The sequence below is a fragment of the Pantoea sp. SGAir0180 genome (assembly GCF_043546245.1).
Map to the genome: position 1 here is coordinate 1,713,358 of NZ_CP028071.1, position 20,054 is coordinate 1,733,411.

Sequence of the window (20,054 nt, forward strand, 5' to 3'; positions counted from 1 at the left end):
GTGATGACGTTCATCAGGGTGGCACCAGAAGTAGCATGACTCCCTGCTACAGATGAGAATAAAGGCGGTATTGAGTAATCGCGTAATAAGCATCGGACAAAATCAGGCACGTTATCGACGCGAAAAGAATTACATCATGTCTTAAACAGGTTTCTTTTTGAAATAACAGCGCGTGTTTTGATGTTGCTCAGCGTCTTCATATACGCCATTGATGACGAAACACGGTCATATTTATCACTCTTCTCGTGGCGTTATCAGTCACTTCCTTAATAAAAAGAAAGTGACAGCGAATTCCCCGCTCCTCGTTACAGACAGGATCAGGGACTTCCGTAACAGAATTCCCCTTCTGCTTGCGCCAGGACGTTGTATCCAGAAGTCAGCATTAATGGGCATAATGTCCAAAAAACTGAATCAGTGCCCTGGCCGTCGCTTCAGGTTGCTCCTCCGGCTGAAAATGGCCGCAATCCGCCAGCCGCTGGCTGTGAATATCGTCCCCATACGCTTTCAGGGTGGCGGCCATATCCGCAATAGAGCCCTGATCGGCTGACAGCCCCAGTACCGGCATCGTCAGACGTGTTTGCTGTGCAAGCGCAGCATTCTGTGCCGCTGACTGTGACAGGGCGCGGTAAAACGCCAGTCCTGCGCGCAATCCACCAGGGGCTTTGAGCAAGCGTTCATATTCGTTAATTTCCGTCTCGCCGTAACAACGGTGGTCGGCCGCTTTCTCCCGAAAGAACCATTCCAGATAAATGCGCTCACGCCCCGTCAGTAAGGCTTCGGGAAGATCCGCGACGGCATTGAAGGCGAAGTGCCAGGTCTTCCAGGATTGACGGGAATCTGTGGGCAACGTATCCGGCAGCGATATGCCGGGAATACCGGCGTCCATCAGGGTCAGCGCCCGGATCTCCTCGCCGTAAAGCATCGCATAAGTAAAGGCGACCCAGGCACCGACGTCGTGTCCAGCCAGAAAATACCGGCCTAATGCTAACGATGCGACGAAGGCGTGCAGTCGGCTGGCAACCGTTTGAGTATCGTAGCCCGCAAGCGGTTTATCGGTATCGCCCTGGCCGGGTAAATCGACGGCCACAATGCGAAAGTGCGCCATCAGACCAGGCATAACCTTTCGCCAGGCAAACCAGCTTTCAGGAAAACCGGCCAGCAACACCAGCGGAAAGCCATCCGGTCGGCCACCGGTGACATAATGAAAACGCAACCCTTCCACACGTGCAAAGCAGTGACGAAAACCGTCGGGCGCATCAGGGATCACAGAAGCAGACATAACCTGTTCCTCTTGTCATACGATCACTCGTCGGCAACCGACAGGTGCATGAATGAAAACAAACCCGACGGGCGGACTTGTGCCATTTTCTGGTGAACCAACCTGACCGGCAGTGGCCCGCACAATCGTGATAACCGCCCCGTTTTCGCACGCAGCTTCCTGAGCGGCCTGTTCATTTCGTGTGACCTGAACACGTTCATTAACCCGGTCAGCAACGGACTCAACGTCGGGAAACGGCTCGGCAGTACGCTGTCAGATCCGCAGAATACGGGATCGAAGCCGGCTTCCAGTCGGAAGAACACCTCGTCGCGAGCGTTGGCTGTACGCCAGTATTTTCAGCGTCCGGCCGATAGAGCCGATAGAGCCGATAGATCGGTATCGTGCGTAAGAATCGATGCTTTACCTACTCCTCGCATTCCCTGGTGAAGCGCCAGAAAGCTCTCTGCCGCAGCGGTTTCATTCGCCGTTGCCGCCACAGAGCCGTCCTGTTCGCCCGCTTCTGTCAGGGCCTAGAGTTAGGAAATGATCATTTCCCATATAAATCTGCAGCGGTTATCATGTCAAGCTCAATGCTTCACTTCATAACACGCTAGCTGAGATACCTGGCGACAACGCGAGGCGGGCTGAATACGAGCCGTAACAGGGATGTCAGGATGGCGCATTCCGTCATTCCAAGGCCATCCCGTTATTCTGCCCCCTTATCTGAGGTCTGTTTAGGAACGGTATAACCAGGAAACATACGAAATTGTCAAGGCGAATTATAATTTAATCGCTTTGACAGGCATCATTAAATGTTGCCGGGGAAAGATACACAGCAAAATTCACTTTTATAACGAGAACAAAATGAAAATTTCAACCCGTCTGACTGCAGGTTTCGGCCTGCTTATCCTTCTGTTTATTATCTGCACAGGCACGGCGCTCAATGCCCTTCATAAAGCCCGGGCAAGCATGGATATCGTCGTGAATATCAAGATGAAAAAATATCAGCTTGCGCAGGATATGCTGGGGGAATTAAGGGAGATGGCTATTGATGTCAGAACGCTTGGCCTGCTTAGCGATCCGGTTGCTATGAAACCCGTCGCTGCGCAGATGGAAAAAAATAAAGCTGACTTCATTGCCAATCGTCAGGCGCTGGGCGATCTGTTGCAGATTGACTCGCTTCCGCCGGGTCGCGCGGCCTTTAAAAGACTGACCGACACCGAGAGCGAGTTCTTCAGCATCTTCGCCAAAGCCAGTCAGCTTGGGCTGGCCAACCGTGATAAAGAATTTTTCGAGTGCCTGACAAAAGAGGTACAACCTGTCCAGGATAAAATGCTGAAAGATCTGCTGATCGTCACTAACATTCAGCAGAAAACCAGTCTGGCCGAGGTGCAGCAAAACAGCGCGGCTACCGCCCGTGATACCCTTTTTCTTTTGCTGCTCGCCGGGGCTTCGGTGCTGGTGGGCGTGGGTGCCTGCGTCGTGGTGATCCGCATCCTCATGCGTCAACTGGGCGGTGAGCCCGCCCAGGCCCAGGCACTGGCTGCGACCATTGCGGCTGGCGACCTGACCTCGCCTGTCGTGCTTCGTCGTAATGATACCACCAGCCTGCTGGCCTCGCTCGACAGTATGCAGGCTAACCTGCGCGGGCTGGTCTCGCAGATCAAGGATGCATCGGCTTCCGTTTCTCTGGCGGCTGATGAGATTGACCAGGGTAACACCGAACTCTCATCCCGCACCGAGCAACAGGCCGCCGCCCTGCAGGAAACCGCCGCCAGCATGGAGCAACTCACCGCAACGGTGAAGAGCAACTCGGCGGGTGCGCAGCAGACAGCCGACGCGGCACGGGGGACGGCGAAACTGGCGCGCGAGGGGGAATCTGATATGCAACGCATGACTCATACCATGCATGACATTTCGGTCAGCGCCACCAAAGTGCGTGATATTACCTCGGTGATCGAGAGCATCGCCTTTCAAACTAATATCCTGGCCCTCAATGCCGCAGTAGAAGCGGCGCGCGCGGGTGAGGAAGGGCGCGGTTTCGCGGTAGTTGCAGGCGAAGTACGCACGCTGGCACAGCGCAGCGCCACGGCCGCGCGGGATATTAAAATCCTGATTGAACAGGCCGTAACACAGGTAGAAAGCGGCGTGAACGTGGCCTCTTCCACCGGACAAAGCATTTTGAAAATTGTGGGAATGGTCGGCGAACTCGCGGAGGCGATGGATAACATCTCTCTGGCCTCTTCAGAGCAGATGCAGGGTATTTCGCAGATCAGCGTGGCGGTGAGCCAGATGGACGGTGTGACGCAGAGCAACGCCGCGCTGGTTGAAGAGTCTTCTACGGCCTCGCGTTCGCTTTCTGAACAGGCGCATGCCCTGCGCGGCATGGTGGAGGCGTTCCGTGTCTGAGCCCCATCCGCAGCCTGATGCGCCAGAGAACGATCCGCTTAACATCGCGAAGATAAGTGCGCTGAAGGCCGATATTGATGTCATTTTTATTCAGCTCAGGCACGGTGGCTACGCCAGTATGGACACCTTTGCCAATAACTGGGCGCATCTGATACGTCGGGTTCAGGACATAAAGCCCCTGCTGAGTCGGCCCGGCGTCACCGAAACGTTGCTGCGCACGGATGTGCGGCTGACGGCAGATCTGATGGCGATCAGTTATGCCGTAGAAATCATTGAAAATTTCATGGCCTGCGCCGCACAGCAGGCGAAAGACGGGAAAGACCGACAGGGATAAACGATGGCGCGGACGCTCAGGGGTGCCGCGCGATTGCCTTCAACCTGCATGCAACAGGGCATGGCCCGCCGCGTTTTTCAGGCGGGCTTTTTTTGCCTGAATCAGGTGCTGATTTCGGCTGTGAATCCCCTTTTCAACGGCACTTTCGTGTTGGTCGGGCGAAGAGCCTGTCAACTGAATATTCCTTTACGCCATATGCTGACCCTCCTCCGCCAGGCAGGCATTGTGATGCAGACGAGCCAGCCCGGCTTTTGGGGCTATGCTGCCCTGTTTTTTAAGTCTCCCGACTGAGTTTATTAAGCTCAGACATCGCCTGACGAACCAGCCAGAAGCCAGGGGAATAAAACGCCCGACCGAGTTTTTCAGCCACGGCTGGCGTAACAGTCAGCGTGCCGCGCAGGAGGAACCGGGCCTCATGCATCTGCAGCCCGGAACGGCGGCAGAGCTGTTCTACGCTCATATTGTATTCGGCTAACAAAGACGCCAGAAAGCGTCCGACTGAATGCTCGTCCATAAAGCCTCACTTCTTCCATGGTTTCCCCCGAGCATAAAACACTCATCAGCCCTGTTCAATACGCATGCAATATCTTATTGGGATAAGCGAAACGCTAAACGAGGGCGCGTAAACGGGCAGATTCCCCTGCTCCGCAGGCTTCACACCGCCTGATAAAAAGCGGCAGGATTTAGCCAGATAAAGGCGTGTGCTTTATAAAGACGGGCTCATTGTGGCCCCGCCCCCTCAGCGGCAGAACACAGACCAATACATATGTCGGCGTTATGCTAAATAAAGACGCTGAACGCATCGGCTTCTGTATGGGCCAGCTGCGAAGCCCGACGTTCCGGCCTGGCAGCAAGATAGCTGGCCACCAGATTAAAACCCAGGGTATAGCCCAGCCAGCGCGGCATATCGCCGGCGCCATAAAACCACTTGCTGTGATCGTAATCGGTGCACAGCCAGTCCTGATGCAGTTGTGGCAGATAAGCGTGAATCAGTTCGGCGTTGATGCATTCCCACAGTTCAGGTTCTCCGCCAAAAAGCTCAAGCACGAAATGCCCGGCCAGCCCTTCAGAAACACACGCTTCGCCCAAGGTGGTGCCATAGCCGGGACCTGCCCACCGCGCGGCATGATGAAGTTCATGCGCGAACATCCGTTCAAGCGATTGTGCCGCATTTTGGCAGAATGCAGGATTGTCAGGATCAACCGTCACATACACGATCCCGGGTTCGGGGCAAAATCCGCTATGCCCTTTTTCCGGAACAACTCTGTTTCCCGTTTTAACCACCACATCCAGCGCCGGGAGAGACATAAGGCTATCCGCACGTCTGTGCGTCGCCGTCAGGCAGTCCTTAATCCAGTCACTGTGTGCGGTGAGTGTCTTTTGCGCATCCAGAAAGTGCAGCATCATATAAGACATCGTCTTACCCCCCCAGCCCGTCAGGAAATGACACTATTCTGTCAGATCTTATTGTGCTGAAAAAACTGTCGCCCCGCGCCTGCATCGCGCACAGGGTGGGTTTTCATTTGTGTGCCTGCCGCTGGCTTAATGGGCCCCGCTCACACCGGGTTTACGGTCACAACCAGAGGCGGGATTTGATTCTATTCTCCCCATGCGGGAACGTGTTTTTGACGTTGATAAGCTGCTGACCGGCTTTACATGCATCCTGAGTCTGGAGGACAGCAGCCTGTGCCCTTCCCGTAGAAAGGTGCTGACTTTATCGCCTCTTTCCTTTACGGGGTCAACGCGAAAACAGGCTGACTCCTGGAGGTTTTATCGTTTCCCGTTAAGAACGGGCAGCACACAATCAGCATCACGTCCCGCTTACCGCGCTGCCGCTTTTAACGCTTTATGGCAAAAATGCAGCCGGCGAGAAAACATCACCGGGGCGTTTCCCAGCTAAAAAAACTTTAATTAAATTTATATTAACCACTTCACCTTCCAGGTCACCAGGATGTCACCATGCTGTACAAAGGGGGCTTAATCCAACGTCTCGCTCGGCTTAAATACACAACAAAAAGAAAAAAGATATCAGCTCCGCTTCTCTGCAACCGCCTAAAACATAAAAAAAATTGCTGGATAAATCCGAAACTCCACTATACTGACCAGTGCACTTGTTATCTCCCTACATGGCTGTACACAGAAAATTCCCTGTCGTCAGCCTCCCTGTAAGCTTCAGGAGAACGAAATGAAAAAGAGTAAGATGTTAACTGGCCTGCTGGCCGTTTCAGCTGCCGTCGCGATGTTCAGCAGCGTGAGCGTGCAGGCGCAGACGCCAACGAGCGCGGCGCAGAGCACCACAGCTGGACAAACAGGGACAAAGCTTAGTTCCGGTGACGAAAAAGCAATCAAAGACATGGCGCAGGCAAATATCAATGAAATCGCTGCCGCTAAAATCGCGCTGAGTAAGGCTGAAAGCAGTGAAACCAAAGCCTTCGCGCAGAAGATGATCGATGATCACACCAGTGCCTTGACCAAAGTGCAGACCGTCGCTCAGCAAAAAGGGGTTACGCTGCCGACCGCGCCTGATGCTAAACATAAAGCCATGGCCACTAAACTGGAAAAACAGAGCGGCAAGGCTTTTGACAAGATGTATATGGAAAATGCCGGCGTCAAAGACCACAAGATGGTGTTGTCGACGCTGGAAAGTGACGCGAAAAAGATAAAAGATCCCGATGTGAAGGCGCTGGCAGACGCCCATACTCCGGTTGTCGAGCAGCACCTGAAGTCCGCCCAGGACGCGTCAATGTAAGGCTCTGTGCCAGCCATCAACTAAACAGGTTGTCCGGTGAACCTTTGTCATGCCGCCCGGGCAACCTCTTATTCAGCTTTTCAGGACGGTAACGCGTTTACGTCTGGATCCAGTACGGTCCCGGCCTGCCAAAAAGATACCCTTGCATTAAAGGACATTCATATGTCCTGAGCCAGGCCGCCTGAGCCAACGTTTCCACACCCTCTGCAGTCACTTCCACGTTCAGTTGACGGCACAGTGAAAGAACAGCACTGACGATGGCTGCCGCGCCGGCATCCTGGTGCAGATCGCTGATGAATGACCTGTCTATCTTAATTCTGCTGAAAAGCCCGGAACTGAGGTGGCTCAGTGAAGAAAACCCCGTGCCAAAATCATCCAGAACGACATTAATGCCTGTCTCCCGAAACTTCCGTATCACTTCGTAACTGAAATCCGGGTTGTCGAACAAGGCCGATTCGGTAATTTCCAGTTCGAGCCTGTTGGGATGTAGCCCACTATGGATGAGAACGTTTTTCACCCTGTCAGACAGTTGCGGGTCCCTGAACTGTCGGGGGGAAATGTTTACGGCTATCCGCTCCTGTCCTGACCAGCCCGCCATATCCGTACAGGCGCGCGCAAGCGCGAAGGCACCGATATCATGGATAAGTCCGGTTTTTTCAGCAAGAGGAATGAAAATATCTGGCGGCACACTTCCTCTCACAGGATGATGCCAGCGCAGCAGGGCTTCATAAGCCACAATCTCTTCACTGACGCTGCAGACAACAGGCTGATAAAATAGCTGTAGCTCACCGTTTTCCAGTGCCCCACGCAGGTCGTTTTCCAGGCTGAAGCGCTCTGCCGCAGAGCGGGCAAGCTCATCGGTAAAGATGACCCAGCCGTTACGTCCGGCTGACTTGGCCGCATACAGGGCAATATCCGCCGCCGATAACATACTTTCAGCATCCCGTGCATAGCCGGGAAAGAGGCAGACGCCGAAGCTGCAACCCGACGTAACTTTCCTGCCCTTCAGCATGAACGGCTCCTGCAATACGGCCGTAAGGCGTGATGCCGTTTCGCTGGCTTCAGAGGCTGAGGTGATACCTGGCAGGACGGCAACAAACTCGTCGCCGCCTGTACGGGCCAGTATATCTTCAGGGCGCAGGACGGATTGCAGCCGCGCGGAAACCTCAATAAGCAGTGCATCTCCGGTAGGATGTCCCAGCACGTCATTGATACTTTTGAAACGATCGATGTCGGACACCATGACGGCAAAGGGGCTGTCACCGCTAAGAAGCGTCTCCAGCTCGGGCATCAGGCCCCGCCGGTTAAGGAGCCCTGTCAGTGGGTCATGAAGGGCAAGGTGATTCGCCCTTGCCGCAGCCTGAAACTCCGCAGTGACGTCCAGAATGGTATACAGGAGATAGTCTTCTCCCCCGCCCGAATTAAGCCTTTCAGCCGTGATGCGGAGTGAAAAGGCCGGCTCTGTCGCCGTCGACGAGACCGTTTCGCTGAAACCTTCATCGGGAAGAAGCGTAAAGGCTTGCCTGAACACACCCGCCAGATCGTCTGGCAGATCCGCGTGAAGCGAGGTTTGCGTGTTACCGCTCAGCACCAGTTCCTGCAAACAGGGCAAATTTCTGGCAGTCGGGTTGGCGCGTATAATGTCGCCGGATTTTGCGTCACACAGGATAAGCGCACAGGGCGTGTGACAGAAAACCGCGTCAAGCACCTTATTGGCGTCTGACAACTCCGTTTCTCTTTTCAGGATAACCTGTTGAGCGATGCGTAATGCCGCCCTTTCCTGATAATCATGCGTGACGTCGCGCACGATTTTAATAAATGCCGCATGTTCCTGATCGGAGGGATTAAGGAATTCAATTTCTACGGATGCACGAAATGCGCTGCCGTTTTTCCGCAGCCGCCAGCCTTCGCCTGTAAACTTGCCATGCTCGCGGGCCTCTCTCAGGTTTGCCTCAGGTATGTTCCTGGCCTGTTCATCTTCATCATAGAAAACCGAAATATGTTGCCCTCTGATATCACGGCTGTCCCAGCCCTTAATCTCGCGGCACCCCAGATTCCAGCTCATGACTTCTCCGGTTGAAGACAGCAGGTATATTGCGCAAAGAGACGTTCTGGCCACGGCGGCCCCCAGTTGGTCATTGGTTACGGATTTCATGCGGCTGTCCTTGAAAAGTTCACCGACCTGTTCGGAGATGATCCTGCTTTACAGATGAGTATCGGCGCCGGTGGCCTAAAACAGTGACACAATTTTGTAAAAATTTAGTCAGAGAAAAAAGAGCGACAGGTATTTCTACCTGTCACAAAATAATGCATGCAAGACGGTCGCAACGTTATCCGCTTCTGGCTCAAATCAGCCCCCTCAAATCCGGGGGCGGTTTCAGAATGTTGTCCAGTTTTCTTCCGCATCTTTCCCGGCTGGTCGGCTGGAGTGAGGCGTTGTCGTTGAGGCGGAAACCGTGACCGGCGCTTCAACCAGTGCGGTTTGAGCGACGGGCGATAACGGCTCTGACAGCGTAAAAACAGAGACGGACTGCAGCAATATATCGGCCTGTTCGCGCAGACTTGCTGCCGCTGAAGCGGACTCTTCCACCAGGGAAGCATTCTGCTGCGTCACATCATCAATTTCCGTCACGGCAATGCTGACCTGTTCAATTCCGCGAGCCTGTTCTGCGGTGGCGGCGGTGATTTCCTCCACCCTGTCAGTCAGCTGACCGACCGACGAAACCACGGCAGACATGGTGTCAGCAGAACGCGCCACCAGTGAAGTCCCTTCGCTGACGCGCTGTGCGTTGGCTTCGATGAGCTGACGAATCTCCCCTGCCGCTGTTGCACTGCGTTGCGCCAGCGAACGGACCTCACCTGCCACCACGGCAAAGCCACGCCCTTGCTCGCCTGCCCGCGCGGCTTCGACAGCGGCATTAAGCGCCAGAATATTGGTCTGGAAAGCAATGCTGTCAATCACTGACGTGATATCCGCAATGCGTCCTGAGCTCTCACCAATTCCCTTCATGGTACCGGTGATATCTGTGGTGATGTCATTACCCTGGCGGGCAACGTCACGCACCGTTACCGCCAGCATCGCGGCCTGGCTGGCATTGTCTGCGTTATTCCTGACCGTGACGCCCAGTTCACCCATTGTGGCGGCGGTCTGTTCCAGCGCGCTGGCCTGTTCTTCAGTGCGCTGTGACAGATCGGTGTTTCCCTGAGCTATCTGCAGGCTCGCGGCGGCAACACTCTCCGCGTTCGCCCGGACAGCGCTGACGGTTTGCACCAGTGAATGCTGCATCCCACGAATCGCTATAAGGAGTTTTCCGGTTTCGTCACGTCCTTTGACCGGCACTTCTGCGGTCAGGTCGCCGTCAGCAATGCGCTCTGCGGCCTGCAGCGCGATGTTCACGGGCCTGACAATGCTGCGGGTAATAAACCAGGCCAGGGTTGCTGCCAGCACAATAGCCGCCACGCTGAGGGAGACAAGAACAACCTGAGCGCTGCGCTGCTCTGCCGCTGCTTTGGCACCGGCGGTCTTCATCTGCTGGCCCTGAAAGGTCGCAAGGTCTGTGATAGCCTTTGTGTATTCGTCCTGCGCCTCATAAGCGGGTCCGGTGAGCAGCCGCGTTACCTCATCCCGCTTACCTTCCATGCCCAGTTTTACCGCCTGTTCAGAGTAGGCAAGATACTGCGTACCGGCCCGTTTCATCACGGCGATGAGCTCACGGCTTCTGGGCGCATGAAGTATCTGATCGACTTTATTAAACGCCGTTTCAAGCCGGGCGCGGGACTGCTCATAGTTTTGTTTCAGTCTTTCTTTTTGAGCCGGGTCATCGACCAGTGCGATACTGCGGACCATACGACTCATATCCGTAACGTAAAAGCGCAGGTTACTGGCAGCGGTCGCTTTATCAAAACGATCGCCAGCCAGTTTATCCACGGTGTCGCCCAGGGAGTCGATACGAATTAAACCGGCCAGCGCAATACCGATAAGAAGAAGCAGAATAAAGCCAAAAGCGGCACCCAGTCGAATGCCGATGCGTATGTTGTTCATTACCTTTCCTCGGTTAAAATATAAAAATTAAAATTATTCAGAGCCAGGGTTCAGACCTGACGAGCCTAATCCCGCGCGCGCGTTTTACCGCTCTCTTTCAGCAAACAGCGATCAGGATGATTAAGCTGTTCGGGAACAAGCTGCGCACAATTTATAATCAGGTGCCGTTTTAACACCCTGTTTAACGGGACTGGCCGCACAGAGAAATACGTGTTTGTGGCCCCCTCATGACGTAAGCATGTGAGGAACGGCATCAGACGGCATCGCAGGCTGTCCCTCCGCTTTGATTAACGCAGTAGTGACAGCATGGCCTGCGCCAGCACAGAAGACAGGCGCGCAATCGCCCTACGCAGTGAAGACGGTGAAAGCGTGAGGTTAGTCTGGGTAACCCATGACAGCCCGGTTATGTGGCTAACGGTCATGTTAAATCCTTCTGGTAAAAGCGCGTTTATCCCGTTTTAAAGTTATCGTCACTGTAGTTACTTTCTTTAACTGTGACATACATCAATTATTTTAACCCGTTATTACACGCATCTTAATTCGCTCTTAATGTACGGCGATGGAGAGAAACACAGCCAGGCCGGGCGCGTAACGGTTCCGCTACGCGCAAAAAGCGACCGTTCGCGCCAGCCTCCGTCAGGCGCCGAGTTCTGACCATGACGTAAAGCCGGACCGTTAAGACGTTGACGGATAACAAATGCGTGATGACCGGGGGGCGTGATGGAATATCAATGCGGAAGTTTTTGCCGCTTACGCTTGCAGGGAGGTGCCTGCAGAACCAGGCTGATTGAGGCTATCCCTCCAGGGAAAGATCTTGTTGCATGGATGATGACTTAACCGCCTACGGGCGGTTTTTTTTATCCGGATAAAACAGTGAAGAATCAACATTATCTGGGGTGATGAGACGTTCAGGCGCTTTTCGCGTATCCTCACTGAAAATCATAAGTCCGCCCTGAAGAACAGGGCCAACAGCGTATAAGACTTGTTAACAAGACGGCCCGGCAGGCTGACCGGGCCACTGATTTACAACCCTTTCGTCTTGTTAATCCAGTCCTGCTAAGGTCCTCTTTAAAACAGGCGTTGAAAGCCGCAAGCACGCAAGTCGCAAAGGCGGCGACTCAACCAGGCCGGGAAGCGGTTTCCTGTGCGCTGCCCCGGCGACTTGCCTTACCCCCTTTTCGTCCGGCCTCAACCGCTCTTTCCGGGGTATTTTTAAAATTACCGCTACTGGCGGCTCCGCCTTTCCTTCCGGCTTCCGCCGCACGCTGGGGATTTTCCGCGAAATTTCCCGCGCCACCACGTCTGTTGCTCATATCTGTTACCTTTTGATTATGTAAAATGTTGATGAGAATATAAGCATGGCTGTAATTTTGGATAAAAACAGGAATAAACATAGATTTACGTCGGAAGAATAAAGGGTTTTAGATTCACCGCTTCGCTTTCTACAGATTTTTTATCTATTTAAAGCAGTTTTAACAAAATAAAATTTGCACACCATGAGTGGGTCGTGTACAGTTTCCACAGCCGGCTTTTTAAGAAGATTCTGACCACCATCCCGAGCAGGTTTGCTGCTTGTCTCCTTCTTTGCGAGACAGCGCTTGCCGGAGTCAGCCTGCGGGACCTGACGCAGCGTATGCTTATCAACGATCCTGGCCCCCGGGCGGACAAGGCATGTTCTGATTTTACAGTTTCGGGTGGCCGGGACTACACTCAAAAAACATACAAAAATGATGCTTTAGCGCAATACCGCTTGTCTGCCGCAACGGACTTTTACTGCCAGCAACAAGAAGGTTGATATGTTCAGGAGTGAAGAAGAAAAGGTAAACATTGTTATCGGCTAAGCCCTGCTGTCGCTGCTTAAAGATGATGCAGACATGAGTTCTGAGGCGCTGCGCGTGCAGCTGAACAGGATGCTCAAAACGGAAACTGATGATGCCCGGCGTCAGCTTATCGATCATGCTTTGCGCCAGACCCGCAGACTTTTAAGCGGTGCAGTCAGTGAAGAAAGCAATTTTTTCGGAGAAAGACATCTCCAGTTATGGGCGGGAAATGACCACTAACTTCCTGACAGCATCGGCTGATACACGTGGCAGAGCATGTCGCAGATGTCAGTGAACTCTGCGTTTCATTATCAGCACGGCCTTCTCACAGCCTGCCCCAGGCGGTGTAGCGCGCAGATAATCTCTTCTTTCTTTACACTGGCTTTTTCGCTAAGCAACGGCGAGATAACCTTACCCGCCAGTTCAGGCGCTTTTTCTTCGGTATCTTCTCTGGCTCCCATGAAGCCTCCGTGAAGCAAACGTCCTTACAGTATAGCATTCTGACCGAAGCGGCCCGGCAGCGCCTGATGGACCGCTTCCTGCAGGTCGCAAAAAACGGCCCGGTTAACAGGATGATTTCCGTTTTCGATGGCCGTCCGGCCCCTTCCTGCCGGCAGCACAGTCCGGCAACGTATTCATCACCGCAACCGAACCCAGCGGCAAGCAAAACCTCCCCTTGGAGAAGGCGATCTGTCGCGCCTCAACAGGCCTTGAGACGGGGTTCAGATGAAGCAGATGATAAGAAACGTTGAAGTCGTGATTGACGGGAAGCTGCCCAATCACGTTATGGCCTGTCATACAGCATAAAAAATTGTTCACCCTCGCAGTCGCACGTCCTGACCGCAGGCAGCCCCTCTGCCCGGTGCCGCACGTCAACACAGCACTGGGATGGGCCGGGCTTAAAGCCCGGCCCATATGGCGAAGTTTGCTGGCGAAAGCGGAAGTGAATGGGTTATTCCCCACCTCCACTGATTCTCCCTGACCTCCCACGCCGTCCTTCAGAGGGATACATCTGAGCCGTTACGCGGCGTCTGATTTACCGGGTGTCATACCTTAAAGGTTTCTACCATAGTGCGCAGGGCATGCGCCTGCTCAGAAAGCGACTGTGAGGCGGAGGAGGATTCCTCCACCAGCGCCGCGTTGTTTTGCGTCACACCGTCCATCTGGCTGACGGCGATACTTACCTGCGAGATGCCCTGCATCTGTTCAGATGATGCCAGGGAAAGCTCGTCCATGGATTCAGCCAGTTCGCCGACCATGCCGACGATTTTCAGGATGCTTTGACCAGTTGAGAAGGCCACCGTGACACCGCTCTCCACCTGCGTAACGGCCTGCTCGATCAGCGTTTTAATGTCTTTTGCGGCCGTGGCACTGCGCTGTGCCAGCGTTCTGACTTCGCCCGCCACCACGGCGAACCCGCGTCCGTCCTCGCCTGCCCGCGCCGCTTCGACAGCGGCGTTTAGGGCAAGGATGTTGGTCTGGAACGCGATGCTCTCAATAACGGAGGTGATGTCACGCACTTTGGTGGCGCTGACGGAGATGTCGTGCATCGTGTCTGACATACGCTTCACATCCGTTTCGCCGCTACGGGCCAGTTGCGCGGTCTCACGGGCGGACTCGGCTGTCTGCCGGGCACCCGCCGCGTTACTTTTCACAGTGGCGGAAAGCTGCTCCATGCTGGCCGCGGTTTCCTGCAGCGCCGCGGCCTGTTGCTCGGTGCGGGATGACAGTTCCGTATTGCCTTGTGAAATCTCATCGGCGGCCAGCGCAACGGAGGCGGACGAATCCTTAATTTTTGACACCAGGCCACGCAGGTTCGCCTGCATCCCATCCAGTGAGGCCAGCAGGCTGGTTGTGTCATTGCGGCGCAGCACGACCGGTCCCGTCAGGTCTCCGGCGGCGATGGCGGCGGCGAGCGCCTGAGCCTGAGCCGGTTCGCCACCCAGCTGGCGCATCAGGCTGCGGCTGACAATCATGCAGCCCGCCACGGCAGTCAGCACTGACAGCAGGGTCAGCACGATCAGCATTGCTCTTGTGCGGGAAACGGTCTCGCTGGTCTCGCCAACCGTAAGAACGGTCTGCGCCTTCTGAATCTCTGTCAGTTGGTTGAGCAGTTTCAGAAGCTTTTGCTGAGCCGGTCGCGCAGTCTTCATCAGGTAGACAGTCGCGTCCTGCTGACGGTTTTCCAGCCCCATTTTGGCCGCGGTCATCAGGGTTTGCATGGCGTCATCTTCAGCTGCCAGTATTTCATCCAGCACGGTTTTACCCTGTGCACTGACGCTGTGTGTCATGCTTTCAACCAGTTGCTCCCGCTCGTGGATATATTTTTCCCGCTGTGTCGTCATACGGTCCCATTCGGGCCTGGATTCCTTCTCATCCGTCAGCAACGCCAGATTGCGTGCGGCGATGGCCATATCACGGATATCACCACGCATATCCAGAACGATCGCAAACCGTTTCATTTTGTTGTTTATCGCGTCATTCATGCCGCGCTGTGCATCGGTCAGCGCATGTAACGCAGTGCCCGTACAGATAATTAAAAGCAGAACAAGTAAACCAAAGCCTGTCGCAAGACGCGTCGAAACCTTCATTATATTTTCCCGAATGTTATGTCACTGTCAGGTTCTATCGGCCGCAGACGCGTCAACTGCACAGACTTTACAAAATAAATTGAACACAACTTAATTGACGTCGATATGATTGCGGTCACGTTCAGTTTGGCCGCGGTTTAAAGCATCCATGACGTGTCCGTGATATCTTGTGTTTCCGGCTTCCTGACGTCTGTCGCCTCACACGATTCACCGAACGCTTGCCGGCTTCCCCCTTATCTGGAGCCCCGGCATGAAAGAGATTAATGACGCCAGCGCGAGTAAAGACACCCAACCTCAGTGCCTGGAGGAGTTTCTCTGCTTTGCGCTTTACTCGGCCTCGCTGGCTATGACAAAGCTTTATCAGCCTCACCTGAAACCGCTGGGGCTGACCTATCCACAGTATCTGGCGCTGCTGGTCTTGTGGGAAAAGGATGGCATCACGGTCTCTGAGGTAGGTCAGCGCGTGCAGCTGGACTCCGGCACGCTCAGCCACCTCCTCAAGCGACTTGAGCAGGCAGGCTTTATCAGTCGCCTGCGCGATACCGGTCATGATGAACGCAGAGTGATTATTCGCCTGACTGAAGCAGGCCGTGAACTTGAAAAACGCGCCACAGGCGTACCTGCAGCGATGATTTGTGAAATGGGCATCCCGTTTGAAACCCTGGCCAGCCTGCGCGACGGGGTAAGACAGGTTCAGGAAAAAATTATCCAGGCATTGCCGGAACAGCGGAACCCTGACGCCTGATGTTTTGTCATTATCTCAGACGAAATGACAGGCTGGGGCTGGCAGCAGAGTGCCCCATCTTATCCACTGAAGCACAATCGCACTGATTATGGCCAACCGGACAGACCGGTTTTAATTTGAGAGCAACTTGCTGACCGATTTCGTTTGAAAGTTTAAGAGGGACGATAATGAAAAACGTTGTACTTAGCATGCTGGCTAAAATATCGCATATCGACGCAGGGATGAAGCAGTTAACAGCCCGTGTTGAGGCGCAGTCTCTGCTCATCAGCGCACTTGTGCTGGCGGTGAGTAAAGAAGGCGGTGTGACTGAAATGATTGAAAGTGCTAACAAGGCCATTAACACCGTCATCGACTCTGCTGAATGTGATGATCTGCTGAAGTCTGACGCCGCGCTCCTGCTCAGTGAATTTCAGAGCCTGCTCACCATTTCGAGGGCTGTCGATGGCGCGGATGACGAAATTAATCATGAAGGAATGACTAAACTTAAAGGATTATCCCCCTCTGTGGAATAAGCCGGCTTGGTTAAGCGCCAGGCCACACCTTACCGCCCGTCATCCTTTACCCAACGGGCCAGCAACCGGACGTTATTTATGTTGCGTGGCCCAGCTGACCGTATTTAAAGGTGGAGAGCCAGCTTTTTAGTGCCTGCGGAAGCAAGGGATGAGAAATGTAAAAACCCTGTGCCTGATCGCATCCCCATGAAGCGAGCATATCCAGAGCCTCTGGTATTTCAACGCCTTCAGCCACAACAACATAGTTCAGAGATTTCAGCATACCTATCACGCTCGATGCGATAATGCGGCTTGCTTCATTCGAGGTCAAATCGGCTATCTGCGCCCTGTCAAGCTTGATAACGTCCACCGGCATCCTGCGCAGATAACCAATATTACTGTAACCGGCACCAAAATCGTCCAGCGAAAGACGATATCCTCGTTGTCTTAACTGCGCCATCATTGCCAGGGCGGCAGGATTTTCCGTGGCCAGCTCCGTTTCAAGACATTCGAACTCCAGCAGAGCGGGTGGCAGTTGGGCCTGCGCCATCTTCGCGTCAAGGTGGTCAATAAAGCCACTTCGTGCAAGGTCGCTGACACTGACGTTAACGGATACCGGCAGACTGATGCCCTCGGATAACCAGACGCGCAGCTGACGGATCACCTCCGTAATCACCCAGTCAGTGATATCGCTCATCAGGCTGGTTAACTGCGCTGCGGGCAGAAATTCGGCGGGCGAAAGCTCGCCCCGCTCGGGATGACACCAGCGTATCAGCGCCTCAAACCCCGCCGGTTGCACATCAGATAAGGAAAGCCGGGGCTGATAAACCAGATAAAGCCCGCCTGTACCGGTTTTAAGGGCTGTCGACAGATCGTTCATCAACATGAAATCGCCATTGCGCCTGCTGTCACTCACCTCACTAAACGAACGAGCGCCACCATTGATGCTGATGGCTTCGTGGAGTGCGCTGACCGCGCGCCGCAGGGCTTCCTGGGCCGGTAGCGCCGCTGGCGTAAAGCAGACATCGCCCGCGTACAATGTCAGGTCCATAGCAAGACCTTCGGGCGCGAGAGGCCGCGCGTCGCGCATTGCTTCAAGAACAGCATCGGCCGAAAACGGCTCATCTGAGCGGGACAGGAAGGCAAAGCGCCCAGTGGCTACCGTGTAAAAAATTTTTTCAGGCCCCAGCGCCAGCTTGTTTTGCAACAGACGCCCGCTGTCCCGCAGGAGCGCTTCCACTGGCGGCATGCCCAGTGCCCGGGCCAGTTCATAGGCTCGGGGCATATCAATGCAGTCGATAACGGTGAGCCTGAGGACGTCGGAATGCCCCGCCTCAGACAGTTGATCCAGATGGCGGATGAGTTGCTGACGGTTAGGCAAGCCTGTTACCGCATCCGTTAATCCCGCGACCTGCCAGGCCTTCAGAAAGACCGTCACCATCGCGGCAAGTCGGCTGAGCAACCTGACCTTTTCAGCCGGAAAGGCGTGTGGCTGACTGTCTGTGACGCATAGCGTCCCCATAACCTTTCCTTGCGCGTTGATCAACGGCACGCCCGCGTAGAAGCGGAGGTAAGGCTCCCCCGTGACAAGCGGATTCGTGGCGAAACGTGCGTCCAGTAAGGTATCTGGCACAATGACCGGAATCGCGCTCTCCACGACGAAGCGGCAGAATGCATCCTTGCGATCAGTCTGACACAGCGTCGTGTTGTACTTTGCGCGAAACGTCTGATGCTGCTCATCAAGAACGGATATAAAGCTGGTCGGTATTCCCAGCAACGTGCTGGTCAGGGCGGCGAAGTGGTTGAGTACCTCATCACGCTCCTGATCGGGCAATCGCAGAATGTCTGCGGAGCGTGGCGAAGACTGCGCTCCGTGACGAATGTTTATCAACATGGCGTATCCTTTCCCTGAAAGGCAAAAGTTAAAAAAGCAAGGCGCTGCACTGAAGGACATCCCTGTGCTCAGAAAGCAGGATAATGCTGAATGATAAAACGGCTAAAGCGGATTCGTTACTCAGTTTCAACCGTATGCGTAAACTCCCTGACCGCCCCTTCCACGCGTTCCGAGTTTTTCTTAATGATGGCGATGACCTCGCCGGCCTCACGCATCAGTATGACGCCCTGCTCCGTATTTTTCTGGTTGAGTTCCATACCTTTCAGCACATCCCGGGCCAGCTGATTATTATTTGATACCACCTGTTCTATTTCTTCTGTGGCCCCGCTGACGCTTGCCGCCAGCGCGCGCACTTCGGCGGCCACAACCGCAAAGCTCCTGCCGGACGCCCCTGCTCTGGCAGCTTCAATCGCGGCGTTAAGGGCAATAAGCCGCGTTTGTGTCGCAAACCGTCTGATGGTCTCTACCATGCCGTCAATGCTTCCTGACTGGCTGTTGAGGCGCGCGATGTCAGCGGAGATCGCGTTCATGTCCTGCGCGATCCGGTCCACAACTTCAATACTACTCTCAATTACATTCGCCCCATTCTGCGCATTACCCAGCGTCTGTACAGCCATTTCCCAGGCCTGTACGGCGGCATCGTGCTCTTTTTGGTTATTCAAAACCTGTTCGGTCACATCCGTGGCAAACTTGACGATTTTATATAATTCGCCATTGCTGTTAAAAACAGGATTATACGTCGCGCGCAGCCAGAGTGGCTTCCCGTGATGATTGAGTCTGGGAAACTGCCCCGAAAAAAATTCGCCCTGATTAAGCCTTTTCCAGAACTGCCGGTATTCGTCGCTTGCAGAAAGCTGTTCTGAACAGAACATCCGATGGTGTTGACCCACAACCTGCTCACGTTTGTAACCGGTCGTTTTCAGGAAATTGTCATTAGCATCCAGGACACGACCGTCAGGACTGAACTCAATCACAGCCATTGACCGGTTGATGGCGTTGATCACAGATTCCTGTTCCAGCCCTGCCTCTGTGCGTTCTGAGATGTCCGCCGCTATCTTAATGATTTTGCACACCCTGCCACGGCGGTTCCTGACCGGGATATAACTGGCTTCCAGCCAGACAGGACGGTTTCCTTTAGCCAGCCGCAGATGTTTACCACTGCGAACGTCACCGGCGGCAAGGCGCTGCCAGAAATGGCGGTATTCAGGTGAATCCGTCAGGGAAGACGGGCAGAACATGCTGTGATGTTGCCCAATTATTTCGTGCGCCTCGTAGCCCATTGCGGTCAGGAAAAGCGGGCTGGCTTTCTGAATCGTTCCGTCAGGACTGAATTCAATAACCGGCATCGCGCTGTTAAGCGCCCTGAACGGCGCCGATCTACGCCCGCTGCGAAGATCGTTAAGAAAGGAAAAGACATTTTTTAATACATTAAAGCGCATAACCACGACCGTAATCTGAGTTGACTAATCTGGTTATCGGCTGTTAAGACCCTGGCATTATGTATTGTTGTGATAGTTTCCGTTGATTATTACCGGGTGAAATTAATTCACTAATAAAAAATAAATTTTTTGTATGACCTTCAACAGGATGCGTAAACGACTCCGCTGCAAAAGGCATGCTGCTGCGCAAACTGCGTCATGCAGGCAACCTCGGCAGCCTGACTGACCGCTCGGGCCTGCTCGTCTGAGGATAATGACGGGACACGGCAGTAAAACCGCTGT

At 54.1% G+C, this 20,054-nt stretch carries 18 protein-coding genes; 6 read left to right on the forward strand and 12 right to left on the reverse strand.

The features are described from left to right. Positions 1-382: 382 nt before the first annotated feature. Positions 383-1,279: an alpha/beta fold hydrolase gene (locus tag C1N58_RS08010; protein ID WP_054687749.1), complete on the reverse strand. Its 897-nt coding sequence runs from the start codon at positions 1,277-1,279 to the stop codon at positions 383-385. A gap of 843 nt (positions 1,280-2,122) precedes the next feature. Here C1N58_RS08010 and C1N58_RS08015 point away from each other — a divergent pair. From C1N58_RS08015 to C1N58_RS08025, 3 genes are read left to right on the forward strand one after another with little or no spacing between them, the layout of a single operon-like run. Next, positions 2,123-3,667 carry a methyl-accepting chemotaxis protein gene (locus C1N58_RS08015; RefSeq protein WP_394549449.1) on the forward strand — a complete coding sequence of 515 codons (1,545 nt, stop codon included), beginning with the start codon at positions 2,123-2,125 and terminating at the stop codon, positions 3,665-3,667. Then, positions 3,660-4,001: a hypothetical protein gene (locus C1N58_RS08020; RefSeq protein WP_235318765.1), complete on the forward strand. Its 342-nt coding sequence runs from the start codon at positions 3,660-3,662 to the stop codon at positions 3,999-4,001. The genes C1N58_RS08015 and C1N58_RS08020 overlap by 8 nt, the downstream gene beginning before the upstream one ends. A 3-nt stretch (positions 4,002-4,004) precedes the next feature. Next, a complete protein-coding gene (locus C1N58_RS08025) occupies positions 4,005-4,292 on the forward strand; it encodes a hypothetical protein (protein ID WP_394564779.1) in 288 nt (95 codons plus the stop codon). Here the strand turns inward: C1N58_RS08025 and C1N58_RS08030 are convergent. Continuing rightward, entirely contained in the window at positions 4,276-4,515 is a 240-nt protein-coding gene (locus C1N58_RS08030) for an XRE family transcriptional regulator (protein WP_033741417.1), read from the reverse strand. The genes C1N58_RS08025 and C1N58_RS08030 overlap by 17 nt on opposite strands. Before the next feature lie 266 nt (positions 4,516-4,781). Beyond that, a complete protein-coding gene (locus C1N58_RS08035) occupies positions 4,782-5,417 on the reverse strand; it encodes a DUF2268 domain-containing putative Zn-dependent protease (protein ID WP_054633792.1) in 636 nt (211 codons plus the stop codon). A 769-nt stretch (positions 5,418-6,186) separates the two neighbouring features. On the opposite strand from C1N58_RS08035, the gene C1N58_RS08040 reads away from it, so the two are divergent. Further along, complete coding sequence (locus C1N58_RS08040; RefSeq protein ID WP_033741414.1) at positions 6,187-6,750, forward strand: DUF4142 domain-containing protein; 564 nt, start codon at positions 6,187-6,189, stop codon at positions 6,748-6,750. Between the two features lie 97 nt (positions 6,751-6,847). On the opposite strand, the gene C1N58_RS08045 is transcribed toward C1N58_RS08040, so the two are convergent. The 7 genes from C1N58_RS08045 to C1N58_RS08075 form a co-directional block, all read right to left on the reverse strand. Further along, complete coding sequence (locus C1N58_RS08045; protein WP_394564780.1) at positions 6,848-8,905, reverse strand: putative bifunctional diguanylate cyclase/phosphodiesterase; 2,058 nt, start codon at positions 8,903-8,905, stop codon at positions 6,848-6,850. Between the two features lie 222 nt (positions 8,906-9,127). Beyond that, positions 9,128-10,792: a methyl-accepting chemotaxis protein gene (locus tag C1N58_RS08050; protein WP_033741411.1), complete on the reverse strand. Its 1,665-nt coding sequence runs from the start codon at positions 10,790-10,792 to the stop codon at positions 9,128-9,130. 287 nt (positions 10,793-11,079) lie between these two features. Continuing rightward, the gene (locus C1N58_RS08055) at positions 11,080-11,214 is read right to left on the reverse strand and encodes a hypothetical protein (protein ID WP_283786736.1); all 135 of its coding nucleotides are present in this window, start codon (positions 11,212-11,214) and stop codon (positions 11,080-11,082) included. 696 nt (positions 11,215-11,910) lie between these two features. Beyond that, on the reverse strand, positions 11,911-12,105 hold the full coding sequence (locus C1N58_RS08060) for a con-10 family general stress protein (RefSeq protein WP_283788888.1): 195 nt from the start codon (positions 12,103-12,105) through the stop codon (positions 11,911-11,913). Between the two features lie 369 nt (positions 12,106-12,474). Next, a complete protein-coding gene (locus C1N58_RS08065) occupies positions 12,475-12,750 on the reverse strand; it encodes a hypothetical protein (RefSeq protein WP_283786738.1) in 276 nt (91 codons plus the stop codon). Positions 12,751-12,923: 173 nt separating this feature from the next. After that, on the reverse strand, positions 12,924-13,073 hold the full coding sequence (locus C1N58_RS08070) for a hypothetical protein (protein ID WP_283786740.1): 150 nt from the start codon (positions 13,071-13,073) through the stop codon (positions 12,924-12,926). 585 nt (positions 13,074-13,658) lie between these two features. Further along, complete coding sequence (locus C1N58_RS08075; RefSeq protein WP_054633797.1) at positions 13,659-15,203, reverse strand: methyl-accepting chemotaxis protein; 1,545 nt, start codon at positions 15,201-15,203, stop codon at positions 13,659-13,661. Between the two features lie 250 nt (positions 15,204-15,453). Between C1N58_RS08075 and C1N58_RS08080 the strand changes: the two genes are divergently transcribed. After that, on the forward strand, positions 15,454-15,948 hold the full coding sequence (locus tag C1N58_RS08080; RefSeq protein WP_054633798.1) for a MarR family winged helix-turn-helix transcriptional regulator: 495 nt from the start codon (positions 15,454-15,456) through the stop codon (positions 15,946-15,948). 167 nt (positions 15,949-16,115) lie between these two features. Then, positions 16,116-16,460, forward strand: a complete 345-nt coding sequence (gene iraP, locus C1N58_RS08085) for an anti-adapter protein IraP (protein ID WP_033741400.1) — start codon at positions 16,116-16,118, stop codon at positions 16,458-16,460. Positions 16,461-16,536: 76 nt separating this feature from the next. Here the strand turns inward: iraP and C1N58_RS08090 are convergent, their stop codons facing one another. Both C1N58_RS08090 and C1N58_RS08095 read right to left on the reverse strand, forming a co-directional pair. Continuing rightward, positions 16,537-18,333, reverse strand: a complete 1,797-nt coding sequence (locus C1N58_RS08090; protein ID WP_394564781.1) for a sensor domain-containing diguanylate cyclase — start codon at positions 18,331-18,333, stop codon at positions 16,537-16,539. A 116-nt stretch (positions 18,334-18,449) separates the two neighbouring features. Continuing rightward, entirely contained in the window at positions 18,450-19,772 is a 1,323-nt protein-coding gene (locus C1N58_RS08095; protein WP_394564782.1) for a methyl-accepting chemotaxis protein, read from the reverse strand. Between the last annotated feature and the right edge of the window lie 282 nt (positions 19,773-20,054).